The organism is uncultured Sphingomonas sp. (genome assembly GCF_913062585.1).
In the GTDB taxonomy this organism is placed as follows: domain Bacteria; phylum Pseudomonadota; class Alphaproteobacteria; order Sphingomonadales; family Sphingomonadaceae; genus Sphingomonas.
This window is the reverse complement of record NZ_CAJXWX010000025.1, coordinates 1-25,329: the sequence shown is the minus strand read 5'-3', so window position 1 is coordinate 25,329 and position 25,329 is coordinate 1. Positions and strand designations below refer to the sequence as shown.

At 68.0% G+C, this 25,329-nt stretch carries 19 protein-coding genes; 14 read left to right on the top strand and 5 right to left on the bottom strand.

Going from position 1 to position 25,329, the window contains the following annotated elements:
• The first annotated feature begins 41 nt into the window (after positions 1-41).
• From ptsP (QZ546_RS14695) to QZ546_RS14645, 11 genes are all read left to right on the top strand, one after another.
• A complete protein-coding gene (gene ptsP / locus QZ546_RS14695; protein WP_294239080.1) occupies positions 42-2,588 on the top strand; it encodes a phosphoenolpyruvate--protein phosphotransferase in 2,547 nt (848 codons plus the stop codon).
• Positions 2,588-3,556 (top strand): 1-phosphofructokinase, encoded by a 969-nt coding sequence (gene pfkB, locus QZ546_RS14690; protein WP_294239190.1) that lies wholly within the window; start codon positions 2,588-2,590, stop codon positions 3,554-3,556. Before ptsP (QZ546_RS14695) ends, pfkB begins: the two co-directional genes overlap by 1 nt.
• Positions 3,553-5,226: a PTS fructose transporter subunit IIC gene (locus QZ546_RS14685; RefSeq protein WP_294239078.1), complete on the top strand. Its 1,674-nt coding sequence runs from the start codon at positions 3,553-3,555 to the stop codon at positions 5,224-5,226. The genes pfkB and QZ546_RS14685 overlap by 4 nt, the downstream gene beginning before the upstream one ends.
• 59 nt (positions 5,227-5,285) lie before the next feature.
• Positions 5,286-6,698: a carbohydrate porin gene (locus QZ546_RS14680; RefSeq protein WP_294239187.1), complete on the top strand. Its 1,413-nt coding sequence runs from the start codon at positions 5,286-5,288 to the stop codon at positions 6,696-6,698.
• A gap of 132 nt (positions 6,699-6,830) precedes the next feature.
• The gene (ptsP, locus tag QZ546_RS14675; protein WP_294239075.1) at positions 6,831-9,104 is read left to right on the top strand and encodes a phosphoenolpyruvate--protein phosphotransferase; all 2,274 of its coding nucleotides are present in this window, start codon (positions 6,831-6,833) and stop codon (positions 9,102-9,104) included.
• Positions 9,105-9,195: 91 nt separating this feature from the next.
• On the top strand, positions 9,196-10,149 hold the full coding sequence (locus QZ546_RS14670) for a helix-turn-helix domain-containing protein (RefSeq protein ID WP_294239071.1): 954 nt from the start codon (positions 9,196-9,198) through the stop codon (positions 10,147-10,149).
• Between the two features lie 92 nt (positions 10,150-10,241).
• Positions 10,242-11,180 (top strand): tetratricopeptide repeat protein, encoded by a 939-nt coding sequence (locus QZ546_RS14665; RefSeq protein ID WP_294239067.1) that lies wholly within the window; start codon positions 10,242-10,244, stop codon positions 11,178-11,180.
• 394 nt (positions 11,181-11,574) lie between these two features.
• A complete protein-coding gene (gene tilS / locus QZ546_RS14660) occupies positions 11,575-12,567 on the top strand; it encodes a tRNA lysidine(34) synthetase TilS (RefSeq protein WP_294239062.1) in 993 nt (330 codons plus the stop codon).
• Between the two features lie 126 nt (positions 12,568-12,693).
• Positions 12,694-14,661: an ATP-dependent zinc metalloprotease FtsH gene (gene ftsH, locus QZ546_RS14655; protein WP_294239059.1), complete on the top strand. Its 1,968-nt coding sequence runs from the start codon at positions 12,694-12,696 to the stop codon at positions 14,659-14,661.
• A 306-nt stretch (positions 14,662-14,967) separates the two neighbouring features.
• Entirely contained in the window at positions 14,968-15,864 is an 897-nt protein-coding gene (locus QZ546_RS14650; protein WP_294239056.1) for a dienelactone hydrolase family protein, read from the top strand.
• Positions 15,865-15,892: 28 nt separating this feature from the next.
• Complete coding sequence (locus QZ546_RS14645; RefSeq protein ID WP_294239053.1) at positions 15,893-16,510, top strand: glutathione S-transferase family protein; 618 nt, start codon at positions 15,893-15,895, stop codon at positions 16,508-16,510.
• A gap of 19 nt (positions 16,511-16,529) precedes the next feature.
• Here the strand turns inward: QZ546_RS14645 and QZ546_RS14640 are convergent, their stop codons facing one another.
• The 3 genes from QZ546_RS14640 to pgi form a co-directional block, all read right to left on the bottom strand.
• A complete protein-coding gene (locus QZ546_RS14640; RefSeq protein ID WP_294239049.1) occupies positions 16,530-16,697 on the bottom strand; it encodes a hypothetical protein in 168 nt (55 codons plus the stop codon).
• Positions 16,698-16,868: 171 nt separating this feature from the next.
• A complete protein-coding gene (gene gor, locus QZ546_RS14635) occupies positions 16,869-18,218 on the bottom strand; it encodes a glutathione-disulfide reductase (protein ID WP_294239046.1) in 1,350 nt (449 codons plus the stop codon).
• 239 nt (positions 18,219-18,457) lie between these two features.
• Positions 18,458-19,948, bottom strand: coding sequence for a glucose-6-phosphate isomerase (pgi, locus tag QZ546_RS14630; RefSeq protein WP_294239045.1), 1,491 nt, complete (start codon positions 19,946-19,948; stop codon positions 18,458-18,460).
• Between the two features lie 214 nt (positions 19,949-20,162).
• Here pgi and QZ546_RS14625 point away from each other — a divergent pair, with 214 nt between their 5' ends.
• Entirely contained in the window at positions 20,163-21,041 is an 879-nt protein-coding gene (locus tag QZ546_RS14625; RefSeq protein ID WP_294239042.1) for an energy transducer TonB, read from the top strand.
• Between the two features lie 42 nt (positions 21,042-21,083).
• Here the strand turns inward: QZ546_RS14625 and QZ546_RS14620 are convergent, their stop codons facing one another.
• Both QZ546_RS14620 and sppA read right to left on the bottom strand, forming a co-directional pair.
• Positions 21,084-21,674 carry a GNAT family N-acetyltransferase gene (locus tag QZ546_RS14620; protein WP_294239040.1) on the bottom strand — a complete coding sequence of 197 codons (591 nt, stop codon included), beginning with the start codon at positions 21,672-21,674 and terminating at the stop codon, positions 21,084-21,086.
• 260 nt (positions 21,675-21,934) lie between these two features.
• Entirely contained in the window at positions 21,935-23,899 is a 1,965-nt protein-coding gene (gene sppA, locus QZ546_RS14615; protein ID WP_294239038.1) for a signal peptide peptidase SppA, read from the bottom strand.
• 223 nt (positions 23,900-24,122) lie between these two features.
• On the opposite strand from sppA, the gene groES reads away from it, so the two are divergent.
• The gene (groES, locus tag QZ546_RS14610) at positions 24,123-24,410 is read left to right on the top strand and encodes a co-chaperone GroES (protein WP_294239034.1); all 288 of its coding nucleotides are present in this window, start codon (positions 24,123-24,125) and stop codon (positions 24,408-24,410) included.
• A 53-nt stretch (positions 24,411-24,463) separates the two neighbouring features.
• The coding region (gene groEL / locus QZ546_RS14605) for a chaperonin GroEL (RefSeq protein ID WP_294239031.1) at positions 24,464-25,329 on the top strand (866 nt) is incomplete at its 3' end.

The window sequence follows — 25,329 nt, the reverse complement described above, 5'->3', positions numbered from 1 at the left end:
ATAAGCGAAGAGTAGATTCGCGCCGGAGAGGCCAGAAAGACATGTCCACCCACGCCCCAACCTCTGTCATCCGCCCGGAGCTGATCCGGCTCGCGGCCATGGCGACCGACAAGACGGACGCGATCCGCCAGGCGGGCCAGCTGCTCGTGGCGGCTGGCTGTGTCGGTGCGGGTTATGAGGAGAGCATGATCGCGCGCGAGGGCGTGGCGAACACGTTCCTCGGCTCGGGCGTGGCGATCCCGCATGGTCTTGGCGAGGACAAGGGGCTGGTCCGGCGCGACGGGATCGCGGTCCTGCAATTCGTCGACGGAATCGAATGGAATCCCGGCCAGGTCGCGCATCTGGTCGTCGGTATCGCCGCCAGTTCGGACAGCCATATCGCGATCCTGCGTCGCCTGACCCGCCTGATCCAGGACGAGGCGCGGCTGCACCAGCTGGCGACGACCGGCGATCCGGCGCTGATCGTCGCGGCGCTTCAGGATGATGCGACCGCGCAGGACCGCAGCGGCCTGGCCGCCGACGATCTGGACGAGCGGGTGACATGGACGGTCGATTATCCGACCGGCCTGCACGCCCGTCCCGCCGCCGCCTGGTCGGAAGCGGCCAAGGCACTGCCGGTGGCGCTTCGCGTCCGGCACGGCGCGGAAACCGCCGATCCGCGCAGCCTGGTCGCGCTGCTGCAACTCGGGCTGAAGGCCGGGGATGCCGTCACCATTTCGGCTTCCGGTCCCGGCGCGCGCGGCGCGCTCGACAGCTTTCATGGGACCATTTCTCGCCTGAGCAGCCGGGAAAAGGCCGAGGCGGCACGTGCCGCGCAAAAGGCCGCCGACGCCGTGCCCGTCCAGGGTTGGAAGCCCGTCGGCACGCCCGCGATGATCGCCGGCGTCGCGGCCAGCCCGGGGCTGGCGATCGGCACGGTCCATGTCCTGGCCTCGGCCGAACTGGAAGTGGTCGACCATCCCGTCGACCTGGCGACCGGCGGCACCCTGCTGGAGGGCGCGCTGGTCCGCACGCGCGCGCAGATGCAGGGGCTGATCGACGACACCACCCGCCGGCTGGGTGCGGGCGATGCGGCGATCTTCAAGGCGCAGGCGGGGCTGCTCGACGATACGGACCTGATCACGCTCACCTGCCAGCTGATGGTCGAGGGGCATGGTGTCGCCTGGGCCTGGCATCAGGCGATCGAGCGGATGGCGGGGCAGCTGTCGGCGCTGGGCAATCCGGTGCTCGCCGCGCGTTCGGCCGATCTTCGCGATATCGGTCGCCGCGTGCTGGCGCAGATCGACCCCGGCCTGGGGCTCGGCACGCTCGACGATTTGCCGGAGGAGCCGTGCATCCTGGTCGCGGGCGATCTGGCGCCGTCCGATACCGCCGCGCTCGACACCAACCGCGTCGCGGGCATCGCCACCGCGCTGGGCGGCCCGACCTCGCACAGCGCGATCCTGGCGCGCACGCTCGGCCTGCCCTCGGTCGTGGCGGCGGGCGCGGAGCTGTTGTCGCAGGCAGCAGGCACGGTCGCGATCGTCGATGGCGATACCGGCCGGGTCTGGCTCGATCCGTCCGAGGCCGACCTGGCCTCCGCGCGCGACTGGATCGCCGCGATCGCCGCGCGCCGCGCCGCCGAAGAGGCCGAGCGCAGCCGCCCCGCCATCACCCGCGACGGCCATGGCATGGCGATCGCCGCAAATGTGAACCGCCCCGACCAGGTGGCCGAGGCGCTGGCGCAGGGCGGCGAGGGCGTCGGCCTGATGCGTACCGAATTCCTGTTCCTCGAACGTGGCGACAGCCCCAGCGAGGACGAGCAGTACGACGTCTATCGCGCGATGATCGACGCGCTGGGTGGCCGTCCGCTGATCGTCCGCACGCTCGATATCGGTGGCGACAAGCAGGTGCCGCACCTGCATCTGCCGAAGGAGGAGAACCCCTTTCTGGGCGTGCGTGGTGCGCGACTGCTGCTGCGCCGCCCCGATCTGCTGGAGCCGCAGCTGCGCGCGCTCTACCGCGCCGCCAAGGATGGTGGCGACCTGTCGATCATGTTCCCGATGATCACCTCGGTTGCCGAACTCGTGACGTTGCGGGAGCGGTGCGAGGCGATACGCGTGTCGCTGGACGCGCCGGTCGTGCCGGTCGGTATCATGATCGAGGTGCCCGCCGCCGCCGTCCAGGCCCATGTCCTAGCGAAGCACGCCGATTTCTTCTCGGTCGGGACCAACGACCTGACGCAATATGCGCTCGCCATCGACCGGCAGAATCCGGAACTGGCGAGCGAGGCGGACTCGATGCACCCGGCGGTCCTGCGGCTGATCGCGATGACGGTGGAGGGCGCGCGGCAGCATGATCGCTGGGTCGGGGTTTGCGGCGGGCTGGCGGGCGATCCGTTCGGCGCGGCGCTGCTGACCGGGCTGGGCGTCACCGAATTGTCGATGACGCCGCGCGACCTGCCCGCCGTCAAGGCGCGGCTGCGGGCCAGCGAGCTGCCCGCACTTCAGGCGCTCGCCGCGCGTGCGCTGACGATGGAGAGCCCCGCCGATGTCCGTGCGCTCGATGTCGCGCCGGTCGCCGAGCTGCGCGAACGGAGTGCGGCATGATGCGGATCGCCACCGTCACCTTCAACCCAGCCATCGACCAGACGATCACGCTCGACAGGTTGGTCCCGGGCGAAGTCCACCGCGCCCGCTCGATCCGTCAGGATGCGGGCGGCAAGGGCGTCAACGTCGCCAGCTGCCTCGCCGACTGGGGCGCGTCGGTCAGCGTCTTCGGGCTGCTGGGTGAGGGCAATGCGACCCTGTTCGAGGCGCTGTTCGCGGACAAGGCGATCGACGACCGCTTCGTGCGGGTGGACGGCGACACGCGCGTTAACATGAAGATCGTCGACGACATTGACACCACCGACATCAATATGAGCGGCCCCGTGGTCGGCGATGCCGATGTCGCGGCGGTGACGGAGGCTGTGGCGGACTTCGCGGCCGACGACGCGCTGATCGTGCTGTCGGGCAGCGTGCCGCCCGGATGCGACCCGATCATCTATGCCCAGATGGTCGCGACGCTGACCGCGCGGGGCGCCCGCGTGCTGCTGGATACCAGCGGCGCGCCGCTGACCCACGCGCTGCGCGCCGATGTGTTGCCGATGATCGTCAAGCCCAACCGCCGCGAGCTGGCCGCCTGGGCGGACACCGCGCTGGAGACCATGGCGGATGTCGTCGCCTGCGCAACCGCGCTGCACCGGCGCGGCGTGGCGCTGGTGGTCGTGTCGATGGGCGGGGAGGGCGCGCTGTTCGTGTCGGCGGAAGGCGCGCTGGTCGCACATCTGCCCGCCGGGCCGCTCGCCAGCACGGTGGGCGCGGGCGATGCGATGGTCGCCGGGCTGGCCGCCGGAATCGCCGAGGGCGCCGGGCTGGAGCGGATCGCGCGGCTGTCGACCGCCTTTGCCGTCGCCAAGCTGGGACGGCCGGGTCCGCATCTGCCGGACCTCGCAACCATCGACGCGCTGGCGGCGCAAGTCACGATCAGCGGAGCCGGGATCACCGGCCCGCATAGGGTGGGAGAGGATTCATGAAGAGGCTATTGGCGATCGTCGACGCCGGGGACGCGGGTGTCACCGGCGTCCTGGCGGGCGAGGCGCTGCGCCGCGCGGCGCGCGATACGGGTCAGCCGATCGAGATCGAGCTGCGCACCGCACAGGGCGTGGTCAATCCGGTATCGGCCGGGGACGGCGACCGGCTGTTGTTCGTCGGGGCCGAGGGCAGCGCCGATGCGGCAACCCGCGCGCGCGCCGATCGGCTGCTGACGCTGGAGGCGGTGCTCGCCGATCCGGCCGCCGCGCTGGATATGGGCGGCAAGGCCGTCGCGGCGACCCGCAAGATCGTCGCGATCACATCCTGCCCCACCGGCATCGCGCACACTTTCATGGCGGCCGAGGGCCTGCAGGAAGGCGCGCGGCAGCTCGGCTATGACATCCATGTCGAGACACAAGGATCGGTCGGCGCGGGCAATCCCCTGACGCCCGAGCAGATCGCCGAGGCCGATGTGGTGGTGATCGCCGCCGATCGCGAGGTCGACCGGGCGCGCTTCGCGGGCAAGCGGGTGCTGGTCAGCAGCACCAAGCCTGCCATCACCGGCGGCGCGGCGCTGATCGAAAAGGCGTTGGCCGAGGCCAAGGCGCAAGGCGGCGAGGCCAGTGCTTCGTCCGCCAGCGCGGCGACCGAACGCGCCGGGCCGTACAAGCATCTGATGACCGGTGTGTCGTTCATGCTGCCCTTCGTGGTGGCGGGCGGCCTTCTGATCGCGCTCGCCTTCGCGCTGGGCGGCATCCACGCCAATGACGAAGCGGCGAAGGGCACGCTGGCCTATGCGCTGTTCACCATCGGTGCCAAGGGCGGCTTTGCGCTGATGGTCCCGGCGCTGGCCGGATACATCGCCTATTCGGTCGCGGACCGGCCCGGCATCGCGCCCGGCATGATCGGCGGGATGCTGGCGAGCAGCCTGGGCGCGGGCTTTCTGGGCGGCATCGTGGCGGGCTTCATCGCGGGCTATGGCGTGGATGCGCTCAACCGCGTCATCCGCCTGCCCAAGAATCTCCAGGGCCTGAAGCCCGTCCTGATCCTGCCGCTGCTCGGCACGCTGCTGACCGGGTTGCTGATGATCTATGCGGTCGGCACGCCGGTGGCGGCGGTGCTGTCCTTCCTGACTGAATGGCTGCGCGGGATGCAGGGGTCGAATGCGGTGCTGCTGGGCCTGATCCTGGGCGGCATGATGGCGTTCGACATGGGCGGCCCGGTCAACAAGGCCGCCTATGCCTTCTCGGTCGGGCTGGTCGCGTCGCAGGTCTATACGCCGATGGCGGCGACCATGGCGGCGGGCATGACCCCGCCGCTCGCCATCGCGCTGGCGACGCGGCTGTTCGCCAACCGCTTCACGGCGGACGAGCGCGAGGCGGGCGCGGCGGCGGCGGTGCTGGGCCTGGCCTTCATCAGTGAGGGGGCGATCCCGTTCGCGGCGCGCGATCCGCTCCGGGTGATCCCGTCGCTGATGGCGGGCTCGGCGATCACGGGCGCGATCTCGATGGTCGCGGGCGTCGAGCTGCGCGTGCCGCATGGCGGCATCTTCGTCCTGCCGATCCCCGGCGCGGTCACGCATCTGGCCGCCTATGTCGGGGCGCTCGTGGCGGGGGTCGTGGTCAGCGCATTGCTGGTCGGAATGGTGAAGCGCCCGGTGGCGCAGGGCTGATCGTCCCGCCCCGTCCGCGGGGCGCGGTATTTTCCAGGAGGGGAAGGTTCATGGCTGGAATGAAGAGCCTCGCGGCGCTTGCCGCGTTGGGCATGGGAGTGGCTGCGTCTGGTGCACAGGCCGAGGACGTACCGACGGCGGCTGCGCCGACGGCGTCCGGCCCGGCGGCGCCGCAGGTGTCGCAACAGGCGACGAAGACGGTGCCGGTGGTCCTGGGGCAGAAGAAGAAGGGCGTCGAGACTTATCAGCCGCTGGCCGATGACGGCATCACCCTGGCGCTGAGCTATACCGGCGAGGCGGCCGCCAATGCGACCGGCGGCTTTGCGCAGAAGGCGGCCTATACCGGGCAGATCTATGTCGGCGCCGATCTCGACTTCGAGAAGATCGCCGGGATTTCGGGCGGCGGCCTGCACCTGGCGATCACCAATCGCCACGGCCAGAGCCTGTCGCAGATCGCGATCGGCAACAACACCTCGGTCCAGGAAGTCTGGGGCACCCAGAACACCCATCTCGCCATCTTGACCTGGGAGCAGAAGCTGTTCGACGGCGCGCTCGATATCGAGGCGGGCAAGAGCCAGGCGAACATCCACTTCCTGAACTCGCCCTATTACTGTAACTTCCAGACGAACTCGGCCTGCGGCAATCCGACCTTCGTCTTCAAGAACAGCAACTTCACCTATTTCCCGGCGTCGAGCTGGATGGCCAAAGCCAAGGTGACGGTGGCCGACCACTGGTTCGCCCATGCGGGCATCTATGAGGTCAATCCCAACCGCAAGCGTGCCGACGACAATGGCTTCAGCCTGAGCTTCAAGGGCGGCACCGGCTTCATCGTGCCCTATGAACTGGGCTATGCATCGGACTATCAGACCGACCGGCTGCCGCGCCATTATATCCTGGGCGGCTGGGTCGACCGGGGCGACTATGCCGATCCGCTGCGCGACGACCGGGGCGGCGTCGCGATCCTGAGCGGGCGTCCGGCGGCGACGCTGAAGGGGCGCAGCGGCATCTATGCGCGGTTCGACCAGATGCTGACCCGGCCGGACATGAACTCGCATCGTGGGCTCGGCGTGTTCGGCGTCGCGATGACCAACCTGTCGGGGCGCGTCGAGGAGCGGCACTTCCTGGAGCTGGGCCTGCTCCAGACCGGTACGGTCCCGGGCCGCGACCAGGACACGATCGGCTTCGTCATCAACCAGCAGAGCTTCTCCGACCTCGCGATGGCGCGGATGCGTGCGGCGCGGGTGGCAGCTGGAGGCGATGCGAACATCCGGCGCAACCAGTATATGATGGAGCTGGCCTACGGCGCGCAGATCGGCCCGGCCGTCCGTATCTCGCCCAACGTCCAGTATATCCTGCATCCCGACCAGACCGGGCTGCCCTTCCGTCGGACCAACATCCCCAACGCGCTGGTCTTCGGCTTCAAGTTCACCATCGACGCGCCGACCCTGATCGGCCTGGCGCGGCGCGACTGAACGACGCGGCCGAGGCCGAGGCCGAGGCCGGGGTTACCGATCATCCGGTGGCCCCGGCCTCGCCCCAGGAAATACCCCCGCTGCGATATTAGGGCATGACACTTGCGCACCGGGTCTGTTAGCCCTGTCGCCATGCCCGTTTCGGCCGCCGCATCCGCCCGCGAGATCCTCGTCCGCCTCCACGACGTGATGGCGTCGCGCACGCCCGCCCAAGCCAAGCTGAACCAGGTGGTTCAGATCATCGGCGAGGCGATCGGGAGCGAGGTCTGTTCCATCTATCTGCTCCGCGAAGGCGTGCTGGAGCTGTTCGCGACGCGTGGGCTCGCCGAGGAGGCGGTGCACGTCACCAAGCTGGCGCTGGGTGAGGGGCTGGTGGGCACCATCGCCGAGGATGTCGAGGTGCTGAACCTGGACGAAGCGGCCAGCCACCCCGACTTCGCCTACAAGCCCGAGACGGGCGAGGACCGGTTCCACAGCTTTGCGGGCGTGCCGATCATCCGGCGCGAACGGGCGGTGGGCGTGCTGGCGGTGCAGCATAGCGAGCCGCGCAAATATGCCGATGTCGAGATCGAGGCGCTGCAGACCGTCGCGATGGTCCTGTCCGAGCTGATCGCCAATGCCGGGCTGATCGACGCGGCGGGCGCCGCCGGTGCGCGACCCCAGATGACCGCGACGATCCGGCTGGGCGGCCAGAAGCTGGTCGACGGCATGGGCAGCGGCTTTGCCGTCTATCACCAGCCGCGCATCGTCGTCGAACACACGGTCGCCGAGGACATCGATGCCGAGCGGCGCCGCGTCTATGCCGCGTTCGACAAGATGCGCGAGCAGATCGACCGCATGGCGCGCGAGGCCGAGTTCGGCGTCGCGGGCGAGCATGTCGAGGTCATCGAGACCTATAAGATGTTCGCCTATGACGAGGGCTGGGCGCGCCGCATCAACGAGGCGATCGACAGCGGCCTGACCGCCGAGGCGGCGATCGAGCGGGTGCAGCAGCGCACGCGCCAGCGGATGCGCCAGATCGACGATCCGCTGCTCGCCGACCGGATGCACGATCTGGAGGACCTCTCCAACCGGCTGCTGCGCATCGTGTCGGGTCAGATGGGCACGGCGGCGCAGCTGGGCCTGCGCCAGGACACGATCCTGATCGCGCGCAACCTGGGCCCCGCCGAACTGCTGGAATATGACCGGCGGCGGCTGAAGGGCGTGATCCTGGAGGAAGGATCGCTGACCGCGCATGTCATCATCGTCGCGCGCGCGATGGGCGTGCCGGTGCTGGGCCGGGTCAGCGATGTGCGCCGCCAGATCGCTGACGGCGACCAGCTGCTGCTCGACGTGACCGAGGGCAGCGTGCTGGTGCGCCCCTCGTCGGCGATGGAGGAAGCGTTCGAGGCCAAGCTGGCGCTACGTCAGAAGCGGCGCGCGGCCTTTGCGGCGCTGCGCGATGTGCCGCCGGTGACGAAGGACGGCCACCGCGTCACCCTGATGGTCAATGCGGGGCTTCGCGACGATGCCGCCGCCCTCGATACGACGGGGGCGGACGGGATCGGCTTGTTCCGCACCGAATTCCAGTTCCTGGTATCCGCCACCCTGCCGCAGCGCGAGCGGCAGCAGCGGCTGTACCGCGACGTGATGGAGGCGGCGGGCGACCGGCCGGTGGTGTTCCGCACCATCGACATCGGCGGCGACAAGGCGCTGCCCTATCTCAATACCGAGGCGGGCGACGAGGAGAACCCGGCGATGGGCTGGCGCGCGCTGCGCCTGGCGCTGGAGCGCGACGGCCTGATGAAGGCGCAGGCGCGCGCGCTGATCGAGGCGGGGTCGGGGCGCACGCTCCACATCATGTTCCCGATGGTGTCGGAGGCGTGGGAGTTCGATGAGGCCAAGGCCTTGTTCGAGGCGCAGCGCGCCTGGCTCGGGAAGCGCGGACGCCGCCTGCCGCTCGACGTGCGCTATGGCGCGATGCTGGAAGTGCCGGCGCTGGCCGAGCAGCTCGACCTGATCCTGCCGAACGTCGATTTCCTGTCGATCGGCACCAACGACCTGACCCAGTTCCTGTTCGCCGCCGATCGCGCGAACCCCAAGCTGGCCGAGCGTTACGACTGGCTCAGCCCGTCGATCCTGCGCTTCATGCGCCGGGTGGTCGAGCCGGCGCGCGCGGCGGGCGTGCCGGTGGGCGTGTGCGGCGAAATGGGCGGGCGGCCGCTGGAGGCGATGGCACTGATCGGGCTGGGCCTCGACCGGCTGTCCATCACCCCGGCGGCGGTCGGTCCGGTCAAGGCGATGATCCGCTCGCTCGACCGTGCGGGCATCACCGCCGAGATGGAAAGGCTGCTGGCCAATCCCGTCCGCGACATGCGCGGGGCGCTTGGTGCCTGGGCTGCGACGAACGGTGTCGAATTGGCCTGATATAGGTCGGGGGTTCGCGTTGACTTGAGCACGGGGCTCTGAAAGAACGACCGCGATCATGGGGTGGGCCATGGTCACTTCGGAGTTGAGAATGGACGAGGTCAATCCCGGCCACGATGCCGCACCGGCGGCACCTGCCCGCGCCGGTGACGTCCTGCGCGCGGCGCGTGAGGCGCAGGGGCTTTCTCTGGGCGATATCGGTGCGCGGACGCGCATCCCCAGCCGTCATCTCGCGGCGATCGAGGCCTCCGATTATCAGAGCCTGCCTTCGGCGACCTATGCGGTCGGCTTCGCCAAGGCCTATGCCCGCGCGGTCGGCGCGGACGAGGTCGCGATCGCGCAGGCGGTGCGCGCCGATGTCGACCGGTTCGGTCGCCGCGTCACCGAATATGTGCCGCAGGATATCGCCGATCCCGCCCGCGTGCCGCCCCGTGGGCTGGCGATCGTGGGCGTCGGCCTCGCGCTGGCTTTGCTGATCATCGCCGGGCTCTGGTACGGCACCGACCTGTTCCGCCGCGATCGCACCGCGCAGGACGTGCCCGCTGCGACCCCGCTCGCCAATGCGACCGGCGCTGCGCCCGCACCTGCACCCAGCCCGACTCCGGTCGCGGCGGGCAAGGTCGTGCTGACCGCCAACGGCGATGTCTGGCTGCGCGTCTATGACGCGGATAATGTCACGCTGAAGATGGGCACGCTGAAGCCCGGCGAAAGCTATGAGGTGCCCGCCACGGCCAAGGGGCCGCTGCTCAATGTCGGCCGCCCCGACAAGCTGAGCGTGACGCTGGACGGCAAGCCGATCCCGCCGCTGGGCGACGGATCGCGCGCGATCAAGGACGTGCCGCTGAACCCGCAGGCGATCGCCGCGCGCCTGTCGGGCGCCCCGGTGCTCGCCGGGGCGCCGACGCCCGCTGCCCGCAGCACGTCGCGCGAGCGTCCGGCACGGCGCACAGAGGAAAGCCGGGGCGATACGGGTGGCACCACGACCGCCGCGCCTGCTCCGGCCGCGTCACCGACCCCGGCCGCTACGGCGCCCGCCGATCTGTAGGCAATCCCTGTATTTTAAGGCTGGAGACAGCCGGGACGGGGCATGTACCATGGCCTGTCGCTTCAACAATCAGCCCACCGGGGGTGAAACCGATGCGTAACCTGTTGCTGGCCGGGGTCGCGGCCGTGATGATCCTGCCGACCGCCGCCATGGCCCAGTCCAATGTCGAGGGCCGCGTCACCAAGCTGGAAAGCGAGATGCGCGCCGTGCAGCGCAAGGTCTTCCCCGGCGGCGCGGGCGGCTATGTCCAGCCCGAGATCACCGCGCCCCAGACCCAGGCCCAGGCGCCGGGCGTCCCCGCCTCCAGCGCGCTGACCGACCTGACCTCGCGCGTCACCTCGCTCGAGGAGCAGATGGCCGGGCTGACCGGCCAGATCGAGCAGAATGGCTATCGCACCCGCCAGCTTCAGGACCAGTTCGACGCCTATAAGCGCGCGACCGAGGCCCGGCTGAAGGCGCTGGAAGCAGGCCCTGCACCGATCGCGCCCGCCGGCCAGAGCGCGCCGCTCGACACGTCCGCGCCTGCCGCGACCCCGACGCGCCCCGTCAAGACGCCTGCGGCACCCTCCGTCGTCACCGGCGACACCGCTGCGGCGTCCCCTGCGGCCGCTGGTGCGGTGGTCGAGAAGCCGTCGACGGGCGATGCGGCCGAGGACGCCTATCTCTACGGCTATCGCCTGTGGCAGGCCAAGCGTTACCCAGAGGCGGAAGCGGCGCTGAAGAAGGTCGTCGCCGACTATCCCAAGAGCCGCCGTGCCAGCTATGCGCAGAATCTGCTGGGTCGTACCTATCTCGACTCGGGCAAGCCCAGCCTGGCCTCGATGGCATTCTATGAGAATTACAAGAAATTCCCGGACGGTGAGCGCGCGCCGGAGAGCCTTCTCTATCTGGGCCAGGCGCTGACCAAGCTCAACAAGCCTGCCGATGCCTGCAAGGTCTATGACGAGCTGAGCGACGTGTATGGCGCCAAGCTGTCCGCCGCGATGAAGGCGCAGATCGCTGCAGGACGCACCGGCGCCAAGTGCCAGTAAAGCCGCTCCTCCCCGCAAGGGGAGGATTTGGCGCCGGATCGCTTTCAGGATCGCCCGTTCTTTCCCTCGCCCCTCTCTGAGGGGAGAGGGTTGCGCAGACTTGGTCTTTGCGAGAGCAAAGGCCTAGTCGGAGCTGGGTGAGGGGTGGGCGCTCGGGGACCGAGCGCGCGAGCCCTTCGGGCTCGCTCGACCCCTCACCCAAGCTGCGCTAGCCAGTAAACTGGCAAGCTTCGCTAACCCTTTCCCCTGTCCAGGGGCGAGGGAAGGGACAAGCCTCATGAATGTCGATCGGCCCTAGACCCGCCCGCAGACCGGCCAACCGGCGCAAAACCCCTTGCGCGCGCTCCCCGGAAGGGCCAGAGCGGGCGCATCCCTGACCAGTTTTGAGAGCATCATGGCCACCGATGCCACGGCCGACGATCAGATCGCGCGCTTCGCCGCCGACCTGACGCTTCTTTTCGATCCGCAATCCTCGCTTGGGCCATTGCTGCTCGCCGTATCGGGTGGGCCCGACAGCATGGCGATGCTGACCTTGGCGGCGGCGGCGCTGCCGGGGCGGATCGCGGTGGCGACGGTCGACCATGGCCTGCGTCCCGAGGCCGCCGACGAGGTACGGATGGTCGCCGGGCATTGTGCGAAGCTGGGCGTGCCGCATCATGCCCTGCGCCCCGCGACGCCGATCGAGGGCGCGAGCATCCAGTCCCAGGCGCGCGACGCCCGCTACGCCCTGCTGGCCGCTCAGGCGAAGGCGATGGGTGCGGCGGCGATCCTGACCGCCCATCATGCCGACGATCAGGCGGAGACTTTTCTGATGCGCGCGGCACGCGGGTCGGGATTGTCGGGCCTGTCCGGGGTGCGCGCGCGGACCGTGATCGCCGATGCGGTCGTGCTGCGCCCGCTGCTCGACTGGCGCCGGGCCGAGCTGCGCCAGATCGTCCGCCGGGCCGAGGCGCCCTTTGTCGACGATCCCGCCAATCACGATCCGCGCCACGACCGCACCCGGTTCCGCCAGCTGCTGGACGGCCATGAATGGCTGGGCGTCGCGCAACTGGCGCGTGCGGCGGCGCAGCTGGCCGAGGCGGACGGCGATCTGCGCGCGACCGTCGATTGGCTGTGGCAGGAGCGGGCGCAGGTCGAGGGCGACAATGTCCGTATCCAGGCCGCCGACCTGCCGCGCGAACTGGGGCGGCGGCTGGTGCGGCGCGCGATCGGCACGGTGCGCCGGGCGGCGGGGATCGAAGCCCCCGCCTGGAGCGAGGCGAGCAATATCGAGAAGCTGCTCGACGCGCTGATGCAAGGGAGCCGCGCGACCCAGGCGGGCGTGATCGGCAGCGTCCGTTCCGGCGTCTGGCGCTTCCGCCCCGCACCGCCGCGCAAGACGGGCTAAACATCGCGATCCTTCTCAAATACGGCTTGGAAAGGATCGCATCTCACCGATCACAATGATCGGTCTTGTTCCATTGCCATTAACCTCGTCATGCCTATCTTGGAGGCTGAAAGGTATCCGGCACCGATGAACGACAACGACAAGCAGCAGAGCCCCGATCCCAATGGGGGCGGCAACCCCTGGATGAAGAGCCTGTTGATCTGGGTGGGCATCCTGATGGCGCTCGCCCTGTTCGTCAGCCTGTCGGGTGCGGGCTCGACCGCGCAGAGCGGCAACCAGATCGAATATTCGACCTTCCTGGACAAGGTGGACGAAGGCACGGTCAAGACCGCGACGATCTCGCGCGACTCGATCACCGGCCAGCTGTCGTCGGGCGAGAAGTTCCGCACCACGCCGGTCCCCGATTCGCAGCTGATCCCGCGCCTGCGCCAGAAGGGCGTGACCTTCACCGCCAAGAGCGAGGAAGGGCCGTCGATCTGGATGTTGATGCTCTATAATTCGCTGCCGTTCCTGCTGTTCATCGGCATCGCCTTCTTCGTGCTGCGCCAGATGCAGAAGGGCGGCGGCGCGAGCGGGGCGATGGGCTTCGGCAAGAGCCGTGCGCGGATGCTGACCCAGAAGGAAGGCAAGGTGACCTTCGACGATGTGGCCGGCATCGACGAAGCCCGCGAAGAGTTGCAGGAAATCGTCGAGTTCCTGAAGGATCCGTCGAAGTTCGCCCGGCTGGGTGGCAAGATCCCGAAGGGCGCGCTGCTGGTCGGCTCGCCCGGCACCGGCAAGACCCTGCTCGCCCGCGCGATCGCAGGCGAGGCGGGCGTGCCCTTCTTCACCATTTCGGGTTCGGACTTCGTCGAGATGTTCGTCGGCGTCGGCGCGAGCCGCGTGCGCGACATGTTCGAGCAGGCCAAGAAGTCGGCGCCGTGCATCGTCTTCATCGACGAAATCGACGCGGTCGGCCGTCATCGTGGTGCCGGTCTCGGCAATGGCAATGACGAGCGCGAGCAGACGCTGAACCAGCTGCTGGTCGAGATGGATGGTTTCGAGGCCAATGAAGGCATCATCATCATCGCCGCGACCAACCGCCCCGACGTGCTCGACCCCGCGCTGCTGCGTCCGGGCCGCTTCGACCGCCAGGTCGTGGTGCCGCGCCCGGATATCGACGGCCGCGTGAAGATCCTCGAAGTCCATATGAAGAAGGTGCCGCTGGCGCCCGACGTCGACGCTCGCGTCATCGCGCGGGGCACGCCGGGCTTCTCGGGCGCAGACCTGGCCAATCTGGTCAACGAGGCCGCGCTGATGGCGGCGCGCAAGGGTAAGCGGCTGGTCGCCAATGCCGAGTTCGAGGAGGCCAAGGACAAGGTCATGATGGGCGCCGAGCGCCGCTCGATGGTCATGACCGAGGACGAGAAGCGGATGACCGCCTATCACGAGGCGGGCCATGCGATCATCGCACTGCACGAACCGGCGTCGGACCCGATCCACAAGGCGACGATCATCCCGCGCGGCCGTGCGCTGGGCATGGTGATGCGCCTGCCGGAACGCGACTCGTACAGCTATCACCGCGATAAGATGTATGCGAACCTGGCGGTGGCCATGGGCGGTCGCGTCGCCGAGGAGATCATCTTCGGTTACGACAAGGTGTCGAGCGGCGCGAGCGGCGACATCCAGTACGCCACGGGTCTGGCGCGCGACATGGTCACGAAATGGGGCATGTCGGACAAGGTCGGACCGGTCGAATATGCCCAGCCCGAGGGCGAGAGCTTCCTGGGTTACTCGTCCAGCCAGCCGGTGCGCATGTCCAACCAGACCGCACAGCTGATCGACGACGAGATCAAGTCGATCGTCGAGGGCGGCCTGCACCGCGCCAAGCACGTCCTGACCGAGCATGTCGACCAGCTCCATCTGCTGGCGGGTGCGCTGCTGGAATATGAGACGCTGTCGGGCGACGAGATCAAGAAGCTGATTGCGGGTGACGATATCGGTCGCGACGATCCCAAAGCCAAGGCGATGCCGATCGCCAAGGCGGGGACCTCGATCCCGAAGACGCGGCGCGGCACGGGGCCGTTCGGATCGCCGAGCCCGCTGGGGGCGTGATCTTCCAGCAAAGCTGACAAAAGGGCCATCTCCGAAAGGGGGTGGCCTTTTTGTTGGGAGGCGGGCGCCATTCCGTGCGCTTCGACTTCGCTCAGCGTGAACGGAGGTTGGGGTGGGTTTTACGCGTTAAGAGTGAAGGAGCGTACCCCCCTCATTCCGTTCAGCCTGAGCGAAGTCGAAGGCCACGTCCCGACCCCATCCATTCACCCCTAGCTCCAACCCTCGCACCCCACTAAGCTCGCCATCAGGATCGCAAAAATACCGGCGCCGATGCCGGACCCGCGACCATGAGTGGAGGATGCCCGCATGACCGATATCCCCCCGACCGATGCGCTGCACGACCGGGCCGTCCGGATCTACGACGCCTTCACCCATGAGCATCACGACCGGCGGACACTGCTGCGCCAGATGACCGCGCTGGCCGGATCGGCGGCGGCGGCCGAGGCGCTGATTCTGGGCATCGCCGCCAGCCCGGCTGCGGCGGCGATCACCGATCCGCATGACGCGCGACTGCGCATCGACCGGCGCGAGGGGATGGAGGCGGGCGCGCGCTCGGCCGCTTATATTGCGACCCCCAAGGCCAGCCGGAAACGCCTGGGCACCGTGCTGGTCATCCATGAGAATCGCGGGCTGACCCCGCATATCGAGGATGTCGCGCGGCGGCTGGCGCTGTCGGGCTTCCACGCTATCGCCCCCGATCTGCTCGCACCGCAAGGGGGCACGCCGCCGGACGAGGACAAGGCGCGCACGCTGATCGGTTCGCTCGACTATGATCTGGCGCTGAAACAGGCTCAGGCGATGATGGCGCATGCCGCCGCCGACAGGAGCGGCACGGGCAAGGTCGGGGTGGTCGGCTTTTGCTGGGGCGGGGCGTTCGTCAACCGGTTGGCCGTCGCAGCGGGACCGGCTTTGGCGGCGGGCGTCGCCTATTACGGCCCCGCGCCCGATCCGTCCGAGGCCGTGAAGGTACGCGCCCCCCTGATGCTCCATTATGCGGGCAAGGATGCGCGGGTGAACGCGACCGGCGAACCCTGGGTCGCGGCGCTCAAGGCGGCCGGGCGGCCGGTCGAGGCCTTTACCTATCCGGGCGTCGACCATGCCTTTAACAATGACAGCGCGGCGGCGCGCTATGACGCGGCGGCGGCGGGGCAGGCCTGGGACCGAACGACTCGTTTCCTGCACCGGTATCTCGACCGGGCGTGAGACCATTGGCTGACATTGGGAGGACAACATGACCGCCGACCTGACGCTCTACACCAATCCCCGGTCGCGGGGGCGCATCGCGCGCTGGATGCTGGAGGAGACCGGCGCCGCTTATGATACGGTCGTCCTGGACTATGGCACGACGATGGTCGCCGCGGATTACCGGGCGATCAATCCGATGATGAAGGTGCCTGCGATCGTCCATCGGGGGCAGGTGGTCACCGAGACGGCGGCGATCTGCGCCTATCTGGCCGAGGCCTTTCCCGATGCCGAACTGGCGCCGCTACCTGCCGAGCGGGCGGCCTATTATCGCTGGCTGTTCTTCGGTGCGGGCCCGCTGGAGGCCGCCGCCACCAACCGCGCCATGGGCGTGACGCCGACGCCGGAGCAGCAGCGGATGGCGGGCTATGGCGATTTCGACCGCGCGGTCGGGGTCATCGGCGACGCGGTGGCGCAGACCCCCTATGTCGCCGGGAATCGGTTTACTGCCGCCGATGTCTATGTCGGATCGCAGCTGATGTGGTTCACCCAGTTCGGGCTGATCTCGAAGACCGAGGCGATCATGGCCTATATCGGGCGGCTGGACGACCGCCCCGCCCATCACCGTGCCACCGCGCTGGACGATGGAACGGCCGAAGCCGACTAGACCCGGCCGGGTAGGCGGCTCAGGCGGTCACCCCGCAGGCGTCGATCTTTTCCTGCGCGGCGCGCAGCATGTCGAGGCCTGCGGCGATATGATTGCCCGCCAGCGGCAGGTTCAGCGCGTCGGCGCCTTCCATGGCGGCGCGGGCGAAGGCGATGACCTGTTCGAACGTCACGGTCTGATTGTTCATGATGGCATCCTGTCCGAATCGGCCCTGTTTATGACCTGCGGTCTAGGTCAGCTTGTTCAACAAATCATAAACCGCAACAATGTTTATTGCGATAGGAAAAATGGGGCGGACCGCCTTGCCTGCCCCCCTCCGGTACAGATGAGGGGCAGGTTGGGGGGGGCGGATCGGATCCTAGCGCATCAGGACCAGTTCTTCGGCCATGGTGGGATGGAGCGCGACGGTGGCGTCGAACTGCGCCTTGGTCAGCCCGGCCTTCACCGCAATTGCGGCGGCCTGCAGGATTTCGGGCACGTCGGGGCCGATCATGTGCAGCCCGACCACGCGGCCGGTGTCGCCGTCGCACACCATCTTGTAGAGCGAGCGCTCCTCGCGGCCCGCCAGGACATTCTTCATCGGGCGGAAGTCGGAGGTATAGACCTGCACCGATCCCAGGGTCTGGCGCGCCTGCGCCTCGGTCAGGCCGACGCCCGCCATCGGCGGGTGGCTGAACACGGCGGCGGGGATGCAGTCATAATCGACGCGCGTCGGCTTGCCGCCGAACACCGTGTCGGCAAAGGCCTGTCCCTCGCGGATCGCGACGGGGGTCAGCTGGACGCGGTTGGTCACGTCGCCGACCGCATAGATGCTGGGGCAAGTCGAGCGATTTTCCTCGTCCACCTTGATCGCGCCATGATCGTCCAGCGCGACGCCCGCCGTTTCCAGCCCCAGGCCGTGCGTATTGGGCATCCGGCCGGTCGCGAACATGACCAGGTCGACGACGATCGGCTCGTGATTGGACATGGACACCTTCAGGCAGCCATCCTCCATCTTCTCGATCCCCTCGAAGGTCGCGTCGAAGCGGAATTCGATCCCCTTCATCATCGAAATCTGGAGCAGCCGGTCGCGGATCGTCAGGTCATAGCCGCGCAGGATCTCCTTGCTGCGGTTGATCAGCGTGACGTGCGCGCCGAACTGGTGGAAGACGCCCGCAAATTCGTTGGCGATATAGCCTGCGCCGGCGATCAGGACGCGCTTGGGGATCGCGTCGAGAAGGAAGGCCTCGTTAGAGGTGATGCCATATTCATGGCCGGGGCAGGATGGGATGGCGGGATGCGCACCGACCGCGATCAGGATGCGCTCGGCGGTCTTCTCGGTCCCGTCGGCCAGGCGGACGCTGTGCGGCCCGGTGACGGTCGCGCGCTGGTCGATGATCTCGACCTTGTGGCTTTCCAGCGTCTTCTTATAGGCGCCGTTCAGCCGGTCGACCTCGGCCAGCACATTGTCGCGCAGCGTCTTCCATGAAAACTCGCAGTCGCTGGGCACCTGCCAGCCGAAGCGGCGCGCGTCCTTCAGGTCTTCGGCGAAATGCGCGCCGTAGACGAGCAGCTTCTTCGGCACGCAGCCCCGGATGACACAGGTGCCGCCGACGCGATATTCTTCGGCCACCGCCACGCGTGCGCCATGCGCCGCCGCGACGCGCGAGGCACGCGTGCCGCCGGAGCCCGCGCCGATGACGAAAAGGTCATAGTCATACTCAGCCATGGGAAGGGTTTCTCCGGGGAATGGGGCGCTCGCCCCTTAAAAGCATAATGGGGGACGCCGAGCCAAGTTCAGCGTCCCCCTGACAGTGATCGGAATTCATTATGATCCTCCCCGGTACGGGGAGGGGGACCATGCGCAGCATGGTGGAGGGGGCGTTCCACGAAGGATGTCCTTTGTGGAACGCCCCCCTCCGTCAGGCCTAGCGGCCTGCCACCTCCCCGCGAGCGGGGAGGATTGAGTTACCCAAACGCCCGCTTGATCAGGTCCTCGGTCGAGGGGTCGAAATCCTGTCCGCCCTGGTCGGCGGCCTTGGCCATTTCCTTGCCCAGCTCGACGCCGAACTGGTCGAAGCTGTTGATGCCCAGCAGCACGCCGTTCACGAACACGCGGTGTTCGTAAAAGGCGATCAGCGCGCCCAGCGTGCGCGGGTCGAGCGTGTCGAGCAGGATGGTCGAGGACGGCCGGTCGCCCGAATAGCTGCGCGCAGGATCGTCGACCGTCTTGCCCTTCATCAGCGCGGCACCCTGCGCAAAGGCGTTGAGCAGCAACTGCCGGTGATGTTCGTCGCTCAGCACATCGCCCGGCTCGATGACGGCGATGAATTCGACCGGCACCAGATGCGTGCCCTGGTGGAGCAGCTGGAACACGGCATGTTGCGCGTCGGTGCCGACCCCGCCCCAGGTGATCGCGGCGGTCGGACGGCCGACGGGCTGGCCGTCGACGGTCACGCCCTTGCCGTTCGACTCCATCTCCAGCTGCTGGAGATAGGAGGGCAGCAGGCGCAGGCGCTCGTCATAGGCGAAGGGCGCGCGCGTCTCGGCATGACGGACCTGGGTATAATAGAGGTCGGCAAAGGCGGCGAGCGCGGGGGCGTTCTGGCTGAGGTCGGTCAGGCGGAAATGGCGGTCCATCTCGGCCGCGCCCTCCAGCAGTTCCTCGAACGCATCCCAGCCGAGGCCGAGTGCTGCGGGGAAGCCGATCGTCGACCAGAGCGAATAGCGGCCGCCGACCGACTCGGCGAAGGGCAGGATGCGCGTCTCGTCCACGCCCCATTCGACCGCCTTGGCCGGGTTGGCGGTCAGCGCGATGACGCGGCCATAGGGATCCTCGACGCCATGCTCGGTCATCCATTGCAGCGCCGAGGTGGCGTTGAGCATCGTCTCGGTCGTGGTGAAGGTCTTGGACGCGACGACCAGCAGGGTCGCGGCGGGATCGAAGCGCTTGAACACCTCCTCCAGCGCCATGCCGTCGACGTTCGACACGATCGCGACGTCGTAACGGTCGCTGTCGCGGCCCAGCGCATCGACCAGCAGGTCGGGGCCCAGCGCCGAGCCGCCGATGCCGATATGCAGGACATGGCGGATGGGGCCCAGCGCCTCCGCCTCGATCGCGTCGATCAGCGCGCGCATCCGGGCGTGCGACTGGCGGGCGGTGGCGACGCTCTCGGCCTTGCCCTCGCCGCGCTCGGCGGTGTGCTCGACCGCGCGGCCTTCGGTGACGTTGACGACTTCGCCGCCGAACAGCGCGTCGCGCTTGGCGGCCAGCCCCTTGGCCTTGGCGAGTTCGGCGAAGGCGGCGACCGCCTCCGGCGTCAGGTGCGTCTTCGACCAGTCGAAATGGATGCCCGCGACGTCCAAGCTGAGCGAGGCCAGCCGGTTGGGATCATTCGCGAAAAGATCGAGAAGCGGGGTTTGCGGGAGCGATTCGATCGTCGACCAGTCGGCAGCCATGATGCCTGTTCCTTCCTTGACGTGCCCGGTGGGGCTTCACGACGGCGTTAGACAAAGCCGGGGGGCAAAGCCAAGCCTTTGATGGTCGGAGTGGCGATGGGATGTGAACGGTCGGAGACCGATGCGCCATATTGTCCTTGGGATATCGCCCCGCCCATGCCAGTCTTGACCGCCGGGCGACCATATGGGGCCGGTCTTGTGTCTGGGGATGTTCATGTACGTTCGGGCAGCATTGTTCCTGGCCGCATCGGCCTTGGTGATCGAGGTGATCGCACCGTCGATGCTTTCGGCCGCCGAGCCGAAGCCGCCGCTGGCCCCATCATCCAAATGGGAAGTCGATTACGCCCCGACCGAATGCCGCCTGAGGCGCGCCTTCGGCGAGGGGCCCGAGCAGATGCTGCTTCAGCTCAGCCGGTACGACCTTCACGACCAGCTGGAGATGGCCCTGGCCGGGCCGCATATTCCCGCCACCGATGACAATGGCCCGGTATCGGTGGCCACGTCGACCGTGGCCGAGGTGCCCGGTATCCAGGCGCAGGGCTTTGCCGGCACGGGCAAGGTGCCGGGTTCGCTCCGCTTCCGCCCCGATGTCGATCTTCCCAAGGCATTGCGTAGTGACGTGGCGGCGGGTCGGCCGACCATGTTGGGCATCAATTTCGTCAGGCGCTATGCCGTCCGGCTGGATCTGGGGTCGATGAAAGGACCGCTGGCCGCGCTGGACAAATGCTTCGACGATCTCATCACCTCGTGGGGACTCGATCCCGTCCAGCAGCGGCAGTTGAAGAGCGGGCCGGAGCCGCTGGAAAGTCCGTTGCGCTGGTTCCGGCCCGATGATTATCCGGCGGGCCTGAGCCGGATGGGGCTGGGCGGCGCGGTCATCATCCGCTTGCTCGTTGGGACGGATGGCGGCGTGCAGAAATGCGAGGTCACGAAGTCGGGCGGCGACAAGGCCTTTCAGGATGCGACGTGCGAGGCGGCGACCAAGCGGGCGAAGTTCCGGCCCGCGATCGGGCCGGACGGCCAACCCGCCGCATCGGTGTGGATCAAGCGGATCAACTGGAAGCCGGGCGGGTCGTTCTTCGTATTTCGCTGAAGAGGGGCGGCGGGGCACTGGTCCCGCCGCACCGCCCGCGGCTCACCGGTGCTTCACCGCCACCGGATCGCGGACCACGCCCACCTCCGCGAAACGCTTCGGCTCGGCGGGATGGGGTGCGGGCTGGGCGAGTTCGCGCTGCCAATAGCCGACGTCGATCCAGCGGCCATGCTTGTGCCCGACCTCGCGAAAAACGCCCGCGCGGCGGAAACCGACCGCTTCGTGCAGCTTGATCGAGCCGTCATTGGGCAGCGCGATCACCCCCATCGCCTGGGTGAAGCCTTGCGCGGTCAGCGTATCGACCAGCGCCTCGTAGAGCAGGCGCCCGATGCCCGAACGCTGCGACACGTCGGCGACATAGATGGTGGTCTCCACCACCCAGCGATAGGCCTCGCGCTCGCGGAAACGGGCGGCATAGGCATAGCCGATCACGCCTTCCTCATGGCCCTGTTCGTCCGAAAGCGTCGCGACGATCCAGGGATAGAGGCCGTCCGCGCCCTCCATCCGCCCGCGCATCGTGTCGGCATCGGGCGCCTGAGTCTCGAACGAGACGACGCCCGCCAGGACATGCGGGGCATAGATGGCGGCAATGGCGGCGGCGTCTTCGGGGCGGGCGGCGCGGATGGCGATCATGCGGGGTCAGGTCTCCGGAAGCGATGGGATCTGCCTAGCGCGCTCGGCGGCGGTTCGGGAAGTGCCGATTCCCGTGCACCGTCAGGAAGCGCCATAATTCCAACCAACGTTCAGCCTGAGCGAAGTCGAAGGCCAGGTTCCACCCTATCGACGCGGGCTTCCCATGCGCTTCGACTTCGTTCAGCGCGAACGGCGGGGAGGGAATCCCTTGGCCTTCGACTTCGCTCAGGCTGAACGGAGGGGAGGGCCCATTCGCCCCTTTACAGCTCCAGCTTGGCGATCAGCAGGTCGAGCAGGCGCTGGTCGCCCGCCTTGGCCATCGGACCCAGCCCGCCGCATTCCAGGCACCGCGCCTGGACCGAGCCGCCCTTGGCCAGCCGTGCCACATCGCCCAGCGCGCGGGCGAGGACCGCGCGGCGTTCGGCGGCGGCGATGGCGAAGACGTCGTTGCCCTGCTGGCCGTCATCGTCGCCCTCAAACCCTTCGGCCAGGAAGGCGGCGAAGCCGGGCTTCTTCTCCAGATATTCGGCATGGACCTTGGCCGGGTCCAGCTTGGCGCGGCGGGCCGCCTCGGCAATCGCGTCGGACAGGTTGCCGAATTTGTCGACCAGGCCGATCTGGTGCGCGGTGCCGCCGTCCCAGACGCGGCCTTGCGCGATGGTGTCGACCTTTTCGGGCGTCATGTGGCGTGATTCGGCCACGCGGGTCAGGAACTGGCGATAGCCATTCTCGATCCCGGCCTGCAGGATGGTGTCGAGCATCGGCGTCGTGCCGCCATAGATGTCGGGCTGGCCGGTCAGCGGCGTCGTCTTCACGCCATCGGTGGTGATGCCGATCTTGGCCAGCGTGTTCTCGAAGGTCGGGATGATGCCGAAGATACCGATCGAGCCGGTGATCGTGCCCGGCTCGGCAAAGATCACGTCGCCCGGCGTCGACACCCAATATCCGCCCGAAGCGGCCAGGCCGCCCATCGAGACGACGACCGGCAGCTTCTGCCGCTTGGCCTCCAGGATCGCCTGCCGGATCTGTTCGGACGCCAGCACCGATCCGCCGGGCGAGGCGACGCGGACGACCAGCGCCTTCAGGTTCTTCTTGGCCAGGCCGTCGAGCAGCGCCTTGGAAATCGTGTCGCCCGCCGCCGTGCCGGGGCCGGCCTCACCGTCGACGATGTCGCCCGCGATGGTCAGCACGCCGATCGCGTCGCCCTTGCTCGGCAGCGGATTGGCGCGGACCCAGGAGGCGTAGGAGATGGTGCGGAACGAGCCGACGGGCTTGTTCGCCTCGGCACCCGCAATCTCGGCCACGCGCTTGCCGAAGGCAAGGCGGTCGCCCAGCTTGTCGACCAGGCCGGCCTTCACATTGGCCTCGGCGATGTTGCCGTTCGAGGCCAGGATCGCGCGGTCGGGCTGCGACAGGAAGGCGTCGATCTGCGCCTTGGGCCGGGCCTTGGCTACCGCCTCGCGCCACTGGGCGAACAGCGTGCCGTACAGCGCCTGCGACGCGGCGCGGGCGTCCGGGCTCTGGTCGGCGCGGATATAGGGCTCGACGAACGACTTGAACTTGCCGACGCGGTAGACATGGGTGGTGATGCCCAGCTTGTCGATCAGGCCCTTATAATAGAGCTGGTTGCCGCCCGGCCCGGTGAAGATCGTGCCGCCCAGCGGATTGACCCAGATTTCGCTGGCATTGGCCGCCAGGCGATACGCGCCGTCGGTATAGGCGGTCGCATAGGTCAGGATCGGCTTGCCGCCCTTGCGGAAGCGGGCCATCGCCTCGCCCACTTCCTGAAGCGATGCCGGATAGGCGCCGCCGAAGGAATCGAGATCGAGGACCAGCACCTTGACGCGGCTGTCGTCCTTCGCCGTGTCGATCGCGCGCACCACGTCGCGCAGGCGGTACTGGCGCGGCGTATCGCCGCCACCCGACAGCAGCGCGAGCGGCGCGATCGTCTCGGGCTGTTCGACGATCGGGCCGTCCAGCTTCAGGAGCAGCGCGCCGTCGCTAATCGCCTTGGTCCCCGGACGCGCGTTGAGCGCGGCGAAGATCAGCCCGAAGAACAGGAGCATCGCAACCAGGACCAGCAGGTCCTTGATGCCGACCAGCAGCTTCCACGCGCCGCGCACCAGCCGCCAGCCGCTCCGCTTGCCGGGCTTGCGCCCCGGGCGGCTGAAATCCTGGTCGAGCGGGGAGGCGGGCGGAAGGGCGTCGGCGCGGGCGTCGGTCATGCACCATGGCTAGCCCAGCCGCGAGGGCTCGGCAATGGTCCGTGTTAGCGTGCCAATACGCAGCCCTGCGCGCCGAATTTGTTCCCGCTTTCGGGGCGGCTCGCCGAAATTTTTTGGGGCAGGGCGTTGACGGTCTGAATGGCCGTTCACATATCCGTCGCGTTGGCACTCGCATGGCTCGAGTGCCAGAAAAGTGTAACATGCCAGATAAAGGGACATGGCAATGAACTTTCGTCCGTTGCACGACCGCGTTCTCGTCCGTCGCGTCGAGGCCGAGGAAAAGACGGCTGGCGGGATCATCATCCCGGATACCGCCAAGGAAAAGCCCCAGGAGGGCGAGGTCGTCGCCGCCGGTTCGGGCGCGAAGGCCGAAGACGGCAAGGTCACCCCGCTGGACGTCAAGGCCGGCGACCGCATCCTGTTCGGCAAGTGGTCGGGCACCGAGGTGAAGGTCAACGGTGAAGACCTGCTGATCATGAAGGAATCGGACATTCTCGGCGTCATCGGCTGAGCCTGATCCTTCTCCCGTTTTTCTGACCATTCCAGATTGAAAGGGTAGCCACCATGGCAGCCAAGGAAGTCAAGTTTTCGCGCGACGCGCGTGAGCGCATCATGAAGGGCGTCGACATCCTCGCCGATGCCGTCAAGGTCACGCTGGGCCCCAAGGGCCGCAACGTCGTGATCGACAAGTCGTTCGGTGCGCCTCGCATCACCAAGGACGGCGTTTCGGTCGCCAAGGAAATCGAACTCAAGGACAAGTTCGAGAATATGGGCGCCCAGATGGTGCGCGAAGTGGCGTCGAAGACCAACGACATTGCCGGTGACGGCACCACCACCGCGACCGTCCTGGCCCAGGCGATCGTCCGCGAGGGCATGAAGTCGGTCGCGGCCGGCATGAACCCGATGGACCTGAAGCGCGGCATCGACATCGCCGTCGCCAAGGTGACCGAGGACATCAAGTCGCGCTCGAAGCCCGTCTCGGGCAGCCAGGAAGTTGCCCAGGTCGGCATCATCTCGGCGAACGGCGACCGTGAAGTCGGCGAGAAGATCGCCGAGGCCATGGAAAAGGTCGGCAAGGAAGGCGTCATCACCGTCGAGGAGGCCAAGGGCCTCGAGTTCGAGCTGGACGTCGTCGAGGGCATGCAGTTCGACCGCGGCTATCTGTCGCCCTACTTCATCACGAACCCGGAGAAGATGACGGTCGAACTCAACGACCCGTACATCCTGATCCACGAGAAGAAGCTGTCGAACCTGCAGGCGATGCTCCCGATCCTGGAAGCCGTCGTCCAGTCGGGCCGTCCGCTCCTGATCATTGCCGAGGACATCGAGGGTGAGGCTCTGGCCACGCTCGTCGTCAACAAGCTGCGCGGCGGCCTGAAGGTCGCAGCGGTCAAGGCACCGGGCTTCGGCGATCGTCGCAAGGCGATGCT